This window comes from Pseudarthrobacter linnaei, assembly GCF_055412825.1.
Map to the genome: position 1 here is coordinate 23822 of NZ_JBVAYX010000037.1, position 7633 is coordinate 31454.

The 7633-nt window shown below is 62.4% G+C and carries 8 protein-coding genes; 2 read left to right on the forward strand and 6 right to left on the reverse strand.

Going from position 1 to position 7633, the window contains the following annotated elements; all coding sequences use genetic code 11:
- Positions 1-550 precede the first annotated feature (550 nt).
- Entirely contained in the window at positions 551-1237 is a 687-nt protein-coding gene (locus ACZYZ3_RS18915; protein WP_463965331.1) for a response regulator, read from the forward strand.
- A 55-nt stretch (positions 1238-1292) separates the two neighbouring features.
- Here ACZYZ3_RS18915 and ACZYZ3_RS18920 read toward each other — a convergent pair whose 3' ends face one another.
- Together ACZYZ3_RS18920 and ACZYZ3_RS18925 are read right to left on the reverse strand one after the other, a co-directional pair.
- Positions 1293-2966, reverse strand: coding sequence for a GAF domain-containing sensor histidine kinase (locus tag ACZYZ3_RS18920; protein WP_463965332.1), 1674 nt, complete (start codon positions 2964-2966; stop codon positions 1293-1295).
- Between the two features lie 408 nt (positions 2967-3374).
- The gene (locus ACZYZ3_RS18925; protein ID WP_463965333.1) at positions 3375-3689 is read right to left on the reverse strand and encodes a hypothetical protein; all 315 of its coding nucleotides are present in this window, start codon (positions 3687-3689) and stop codon (positions 3375-3377) included.
- A 635-nt stretch (positions 3690-4324) separates the two neighbouring features.
- On the opposite strand from ACZYZ3_RS18925, the gene ACZYZ3_RS18930 reads away from it, so the two are divergent.
- Positions 4325-4825 carry a recombinase family protein gene (locus ACZYZ3_RS18930; protein ID WP_463965334.1) on the forward strand — a complete coding sequence of 167 codons (501 nt, stop codon included), beginning with the start codon at positions 4325-4327 and terminating at the stop codon, positions 4823-4825.
- Between the two features lie 84 nt (positions 4826-4909).
- Here ACZYZ3_RS18930 and ACZYZ3_RS18935 read toward each other — a convergent pair whose 3' ends face one another.
- From ACZYZ3_RS18935 to ACZYZ3_RS18950, 4 genes are all read right to left on the reverse strand, one after another.
- Positions 4910-5209 carry a DUF4193 domain-containing protein gene (locus ACZYZ3_RS18935; RefSeq protein ID WP_123255197.1) on the reverse strand — a complete coding sequence of 100 codons (300 nt, stop codon included), beginning with the start codon at positions 5207-5209 and terminating at the stop codon, positions 4910-4912.
- A gap of 233 nt (positions 5210-5442) precedes the next feature.
- Complete coding sequence (locus tag ACZYZ3_RS18940; protein ID WP_463965335.1) at positions 5443-6024, reverse strand: recombinase family protein; 582 nt, start codon at positions 6022-6024, stop codon at positions 5443-5445.
- A gap of 340 nt (positions 6025-6364) precedes the next feature.
- Positions 6365-6841 (reverse strand): phenylacetate--CoA ligase family protein, encoded by a 477-nt coding sequence (locus ACZYZ3_RS18945; protein WP_463965336.1) that lies wholly within the window; start codon positions 6839-6841, stop codon positions 6365-6367.
- Positions 6842-6852: 11 nt separating this feature from the next.
- The coding region (locus ACZYZ3_RS18950) for a phenylacetate--CoA ligase family protein (protein ID WP_463965337.1) at positions 6853-7633 on the reverse strand (781 nt) is incomplete at its 5' end.

Consider the following 7633-nt stretch of genomic DNA (forward strand, 5'->3'; position numbering starts at 1 on the left):
GATCCGTTCCCCGCATCAGCTGCGGTAATCACGGGGCGGGCGCATCATGAAGGGCACCTTCAAGCAGGAGAAGGTCGAATGGACTCAGTAGCTCTACCCCGTAGATGAAGGCCTCCAGCTCCAAGAGCCCGGCGGTACCGCCAACGCTGAAATACAACAGCAAAATCTCTTTCAGAGACAGCTCCCGTGATCATTGCTGCTACGTTCGGACTGTTCGGTAGACGCGTCAAGACAAATTGTGCCGAGCAAACCCAACAGATTCACTGGGACCGAGAGAAGTTCAGCATGAACACCGCGTACAGCATGTGACCATCGGAAGAAGCCGATTGTGGTCGCCTCCCCAGGGCATCTCAAATACGACCGATATCTTTAGTCCTCCGGCTGCAGCTGCGCTGCCCAACTCGCCGACCGCCATTTGAGAGTCCTGACGGGTGCGGTCTTTGGTCCCTGTTGTCCCGCGCCCTGATGGAGGATCATTATTTCCCGTGACTTCCGCCAGGGACGGCCGTACGGCGCGGACCGGGAAGATACTGATCCAAGGAGTAGCTGCATGACCACATCGGTAACAGATCCCTGCACGGAAAGGCTTTCACCGGCACCGGTGCGGGTCTTTATCCTCGATGACCATGAGCTCGTCCGGCAGGGCCTCACGGACCTGCTCGAGCACGCGGGCTTCGACGTCGTGGGCGCAAGCGGATCCGCGGTCGAAGCAACCCGCCGTATCCCGGCGCTCAAGCCCGACGTCGCGGTCCTGGACGGACGGTTGCCCGATGGCACGGGCATTGAGGTCTGCCGGGACGTCCGCTCCATTGACCCCGACCTCAAATGCCTGATCCTGACCAGTTATGACGACGACCACGCACTCCGCGGAGCCGTTCTGGCCGGCGCGTCGGGCTATCTTCTCAAGCAGATCGGCAACAACGACCTCGTCGAGGAAATCCGGCGTACCGCCGCCGGCGAGCAGCTCTTCGCCCCCGGGGTCGTAGAGCGCATGCTCGAAGCGATCCCCGAGGCGCCGGCCGACCCGCGGCTGGGAGCTCTGACCCTGCAGGAGAAAAAGGTCCTCAGCCTGATCGCCCGGGGCATGACGAACCGGCAGATCAGCGAAGAGATGTTCCTGGCCGAGAAGACCGTGAAAAATTACGTGTCTTCCCTGCTGGCCAAACTCGGCTTTGAACGGCGCACCCAGGCCGCGATATACGCCAGCTCGACGGACACGCCGCGCCCCGGAGGGTAGCGGCTACACCGAGGGAGGCCTTCGACCGGGGTCCGCCGCACGGCGTTTCACTGACTCAGCCGGTTGTCGGTACCGTCCAGCTCACCCGGGTTCCGTGACCCGGGGAACTGTCGATGACGCAATTTCCGCCCAGTTTCTCGGCCCGGTGTTTCATGTTGGCCAGGCCGCTGAGCCGGGCGGGGTTTTCGAATCCGCGGCCGTTGTCGGTGATCAGCAGTTCCACGGCGCCCTCGCGTGCCGTGAGCGAGATGCTGATTTCATCGGCCTCGGAGTGCCTGACCGCGTTGCTCAGAGCCTCGGCGAGCACGGCCAGCAGCTGGTTGGCGACGGCCTCAGGCACGGCGTCATCGACCGGCCCGGTCAACTGCAAATCAGGCGAGACGACTACTCCCCTGGCCGCTTCCTGCACCGTACGCAGCACGTGATCGGTCAGGCGTTCCGTGCCCGTACAGGCGGAATGAAGCGAGTAGATCGTGTTCCGAAGGTCCCGGATCGTCCCGTCGAGTTCCTGGGTCACGCCTGTGATCCGTTCGTGGGCGGCAGGGTCCGCAGTGTAGCGGCGCAGGGTCTGCAGGCTCAGACCTGCGGCGAAGAGGCGCTGGATCACCAGGTCGTGGAGGTCCCGCGCGATCCGGTCCCGGTCGGTGAAGAGCACTTGCTCTTCCCGGAGCTGGTTGGCCCGCACCAGGTCCAGTGCCAGGCCGACCTGCGCACCGAAAACGGCACCTGATCTCAGATCGGACTGTGTATAGCCGGCTGCGCCTTCGGCGCGGGCCAGGACAAGGATGCCGTTGCCGGCGCCCTTATGCCCGAGGGCGCTGACCAGGACAGGGCCCAGCTTCTCGGCAGCGTCGGGTCCGAAAACCTCCCTCGGATCGCGGGCCGTGGCAGACTCCCCTGTTTCCAGGACCGAAAACGCCAGCGCCGAGGAGGACAGGTCCTGACCCGCAGGCAGTGACTGCGCACCGACCGAGGTCCCGCACCGGAGCGCACCATCGATCCCGGGGGAAGCGATGACAGCCAGCACCGAATCGGAGGTGAGCAGGGCACGTTCAGCAATGAGATCGAGGCTGTCCGGCGGCCTCGGGTGGGAGGCGGTGATCAGCCGCTCACTGATCTCCATTCCCGCCTCCAACCAGCGCTGGCGCCGTGCGCCGTCTTCAAACAAGCGGGCATTCTGGACCGCAACGCCAGCGGCCGCGGCCAGGGCGACCGCCAGGTCCTCGTCCTCCTCCGTGAAGTCCTGCCCATCGGATTTCTCCGTCAGATAAAGGTTTCCGAAGACCGCGCCGCGCACGCGGACCGGGACACCCAGGAACGACTTCATCGGTGGGTGCCCTGCCGGGAACCCGGCGGCCCCTGGGTACTGGCCCAGGTCATGAAGACGCAGCGGTTTGGGTTCGCGGATCACATGTCCCAGGACCCCGTGTCCGGTTGGAAGATCACCGATAAGGTCAATGCCGTCCCGATCAATGCCGACCGTAATGAAATGGCTCAGCAGGCCGTCCTCGCCGATGACGCCGAGCGCCCCGTACCGGGCACCGAGCAGGTCACACCCCGACTGCACAACCCGGTCCAGCACAGCCTCAAGGCTAAGGTCCTCCGCGAGCGAGACAACCGCGGTCAGAAGGCCTTCCATGTGTTCCGGGGTTTGCATCAGCGCCTCGGCCCGGTTGGTGAACTCCCCGACCAGTTCATGCATCCGCCGGCTCCTGGACTCACGCCACATCCGTGCCCACCCGCCGAACGCCGCCAGCGATTCGGTGGGCGGGAACCGACACCGGACGAAGGAGCGTCGGCGGAGGGCTGCGGGGCGGGTGGAGGGGTGTTCACGGGAATCTCCTAGGGTCTCCGGAATGTTTATCCGGGCGGGCCTGGAAGGCTCATTGTGGGTCAGCCCCAGGCTGATGCTGCTCCCAACCCTACGGGAAGGCCCAAAACGGGCACGGTTCTGAGGTGCCACCGGTTTCAGGCAGGGGCGCTCACTGCTACAAGCATGAATACGGGCACACATGTCCATCGCCAGGGACCCCCGCCCTGGTTAGCGACCGCCTACTGGCCTAGAAATAGGTCCCCCAAAAAACCAGGCCGAAAACGGTCGGGGCTAGCGAGAGTAGGACTGAAAAAGGGGGCATCGTCAATCTCGGGTTCTACTTTCGGGAAGACGCTCAGGATGTTTGGGGTCCCTGCCACGTTCTCGCCAGTACTCCTGCCGCTGCCACAGCGAGAACCACGTCACCAAGATGCCAAATACCGTAGCTCCCAAGGCAAGGACGGCAAGCTTCACCCAAACCCACGGCTCGGTTTCGATCGGCAGAAAATTCAGGGCGATCATGGCTAAGGCTAAGGCGCCGCCGTAGTAAGTGATGAGCTTGAGCCTTCGCTCAGCCTCATGCTTCGCACTGACGTGCAACTGGCCTGCCGATGACTTTTTCGAGAATTGCGACGTCATGACTGAACTGAAGCACGAAAGGCAGGAGTTCGATAGGCCCCGTCCGTGCACTCAGCTCCTTAAGGGTTCCTGAAACGGAACCACGGAAAGTTGCGGTGCGAGCGTACGGCACTGGTCGGGCTGGGAGTTTGGGGAGTGGACCGCAAACGAAGCGCCAGACACGCCGGCAGGGTTGCTCCTTTTGGTCCTCTTCCTTGGGAGGCTGCAGGACGACAAGAGTATTTCGAACACAGCCGTCGACGTCTGTGGAATGCTGCAAACCATGAACCTGATACTGGTGGTCATAGGCGTTGTAGTCGGAGTTAGTGCTGCCGCGTATGGGGCGAGGAAGCCGCGCCGAAGAGGAGAACCTTTTGATACGAGACGCAAAATCTCCCTCGCCATAACTTCGCTTGGTTTGCTCTTGGTTCTCTGGGGTGCGGTACTGACAATCACGGGAGCCTAGACAGCAGCACCGGCAGATACGGCACCTTGAAGTGTGACGCGCCACCAGATCCCACGTGCGTCTGCGCTGTCCCGGTCAGGGTTCCCCATACGGAACGGCAAAACCGCCAATTCAAGCTGCGACTTAACCGCCATTCCGGGCTAACAGTCACACCTGACACCACCTGAAAGGCGGTCTGAGCGTCTCATTAATGGATCCATTACTGAGACGGCAGGGCCGCTCTCCTGGTGCTCCAGACGTTCCCGTGGCGACACGGACAGTCGCTGTCTCGAAATGCCGTTCAAGAACACTGGGTTTCACAACGGCTAATCATTCGGTATTAAGAGAACTATGGGGACGGCTATGGCTGTTGTCGGGTACGCGTGTCGGGTACGCGAGGGTTTCCACCACGGATCAGTACCTTGATCTGCAGTTCACTGCACTCCAGGCTGTCGGCGCAGCGCGGACCTTTCCGGGCAACGGAGTCAGCGGATCCACGGCGGAACGTCCTCAACTCTCCGCCAGTGCGTCCTGGACGTCATCGAGAACATCGGGAACAGGGTACAGGTTTCCGATCCCTCGCGGCGGACGCGGACCGGATTCCGGACGAAGATTCAGCTTTGACCGCAATGCAGTCTTTGACAGTAATGCCGTCAAGCCGGGGATAGCAGCGGCAAGGACGGCCCTCAACTCGCGGCGGACGGCAGGGTGAACTCGTCCTCCAGGGCCTCCCAGGCCGAATCGGGGACCTGACTGCGCATCATCTCGAACCGGCGATCAACTCTGGGCCGGCGGTTCAGCCTTCACACTCGGTGCAGTACGCGTGGCCGTCTTTTTCGCGGGCGAGCTGGGACCGGTGCCGGACTAGGAAGCAGGAATAGCAGACGAACTCGTCCGCTGCCTGGGGGATAACCTGGACGATGAGTTCGTCGTTGACGATTTCGCCGCCCGGGATGATTCCATCATCCATGGAGTCTGATTCGTCCAGGTCACGCACGATCCGGGCATCCGGTGCGTTCTCGGACTGCAGTGCCTCGAGCGAGCGGTCCTGTGATTCCTTGACGTCGGAACGGACTTCGTCATAATCGGTTGCCACTTGTGGTGCTTCTCTTTTCATTTGTGTTGGTTACAGCAAGGTGAACGTACAGCATCGGCGTATGATTCCCCCACTCTTGGCGGCATCAACCCTGTGACCGTTAGTTCGGATTGGCGGTTTTTTCACAGCTCAGTTTGGCGGTTTTCGCACCGTTGGCTTGGTTGATTTGATCGCTCCTTGGCGGCGTTCCGTGATCGCTTGGTCTCGCCTTCAGGGAGAGTGATGCGATGCGGCTAGTCCTTGAGTGCTCGCGACCGTCTATAAAATGTTGCTCGTGACATTCCGAGATCGCGGGCAACCTGTGCTGCGGGTTCACCGCCTTCTACCAGGCGGACAGCGCTTCGAACCTGACTCTCGGTGACTTGGCGGGGCCGGCCGCCAAGGTCCTTTCCGGCTTCTCTGCGTTTGCTGATGGAGTCGGTGACGCGTTCGCGTTTGATCTCGTGTTCCATTTGGGCGAGAGCGGCCATGATCGTGAACAGCATCGACCCCATGGGTGTTGCAGTATCGACGTCGCCACCGCCCAGGTTCAAGACGCGCAAACCAGCACCTCGGCCGCGGAGTTCGTCGGCGAAGGAAAGCATGTTCTGGGTGGATCGTCCAAGCCGGTCCAGTGTCGTAATGACGAGGGTGTCTCCGTCAATCAGCGCGTCGAGTGCTCGATCGAACTGGGGTCGTGAAGCCCGCGCCCCGGAGACACCGTGATCCACGTAAAGGTCATCGCGGCGGACGCCGGCGGCTAGAAGGTCCACCTGCTGCCGGTCGGTGGACTGCTGCCGCGTCGAAACGCGTGCGTAGCCGATCAGTTTTGTCATGGGCTCTCCGACGTGTCTCGTAACTAATGGTGGATACACCGATTCAACCAGAAGCTTTCGAGACATAGTTACGAGACTCACCGGCCGTGCAAAAATTCGTTCAATTGTCAGTTTCAGAAGTCGTCTGCACGGAATGTCAGAAGTCGTCTGCACTCGAACCTAGGCAATTCCGCAACGGACGGTCGTAGAGCCTTTTCGGAAGGCGATGGATCTGGACATCCGGCACAACGACTTCACCGTACGTTTGGATGGTCACCGTCGCCAGGGACCTCTGGCCGGGACCCGCCCCGTCGCCTCGCCGAATAGCCGGCTCGGGGTTTGCTTCAGGAGGACCAACTTGTCATCGCCGGCCCATTAAGCCCCACACGAAGGGTGCTTTCCCCAAGGCGGTCCGTTCGACGCGTTCAACAACGTGTACGTCCACCGCGGTGTCGACTACACCGATTTCCTTGAGCGCGCACGCTACGGCAGTCCGAACACCCTCGGTGGAGGCTCCGGGTGCGAGGCCCCGGAGCCCCGAGGCCTCCTGGATGATCTGCCACCCCGAAGCGGCGGCCTGGTCCAGAACATGGTGGAACACGATCGGATGGACATTTACATCGCCTGCTTTGCCTGGCAGCTGCAGGACGTCTTCGATGCGCCCTTCGATGTCCTCCAGAACGGTGAAGGAGCGTCCGCAGGGGCAGGCCCGTCCGCCCAGTCTCACGGTGTCGGACATTTCGTAGCGGATCAGCGGCAGCGTGCGGGAGAACAGGACTGTGACGAGGAGCTTGGCTCCGGTTGTTCCCGCAGGCACGGGGTTTCCGTTCTGGTCCACGGGTTCGATGATCAGCAGGTCCTCGTAGACATGGCGGTTCCGGTAGGTGCAGGGGGAGGCGATTCCTGCCGTTTCGGTGGCGGCGTAAACATCGAAGGGCGCACTCCCCCAGGCGGCTCCAATTCTAAGGCAGTGTGCGGGCTGAGCACTTCGGAGGCGGACATCACGCCTTGCGGTGAGATGTGCAGTCTTCCGGCGCGCTGCTCTGCCGCGAGGGGTTTCAGTGCTGAGGCGTAGCCGACGAGGACCCTGGGCTGGAACCGGTTCAGCGCTGCGACCGTCTCATCCATGGGCGCGGTGACGTCCAGGCGGAGGGTGGGGACGACCCCGGAGCGCAGGGATGCACCGACGACGACGGACTGGTGTGTAGGGACGCGGGAACTCACCAATGCCATCTTCAGGGGACGGGTCAGGCCGGCGGAGATCCCGGCCCAGTCGTTAGCTCGGGCGTAGGAGGCCAGGATCGTGCCCCATTCAGAACGGTTCCAGACGAAAGTTCCGCGCCGGCCGGTGGTGCCGGCCGTCGCCGCCGCCCACCACCGGCCCTTCCACGGCAGCCCCGGGTCTCCCCCGCTCTGGACCAGGGACAGAAGGTGGTTCTCCAGATCCGCCAGCTTCAGGTCCGGTGTGGTGACGGTTTCGTCGAAGTGCTTCATCAGGTCCGCTTTCGTCACGGACGGCACCTGGTCCAGAGCCGCGTCGTGCAGGCCGGCGTGATGGCGCCGGTAGAACTCGGAGCCGGCGTAGGTTGCGCGGCGCAGCTCCCGCAGGGCGAGGTCCTGATGGGCCGTG

Excerpts from the sequence above, each read along its gene's own strand:
- ACZYZ3_RS18915 (WP_463965331.1), top strand. The coding sequence starts at position 551 with ATGACCACATCGGTAACAGATCCCTGCACGGAAAGGCTTTCACCGGCA.
- ACZYZ3_RS18920 (WP_463965332.1), bottom strand. The coding sequence starts at position 2,966 with ATGTGGCGTGAGTCCAGGAGCCGGCGGATGCATGAACTGGTCGGGGAG.
- ACZYZ3_RS18925 (WP_463965333.1), bottom strand. The coding sequence starts at position 3,689 with ATGACGTCGCAATTCTCGAAAAAGTCATCGGCAGGCCAGTTGCACGTC.
- ACZYZ3_RS18930 (WP_463965334.1), top strand. The coding sequence starts at position 4,325 with ATGGATCCATTACTGAGACGGCAGGGCCGCTCTCCTGGTGCTCCAGAC.
- ACZYZ3_RS18940 (WP_463965335.1), bottom strand. The coding sequence starts at position 6,024 with ATGACAAAACTGATCGGCTACGCACGCGTTTCGACGCGGCAGCAGTCC.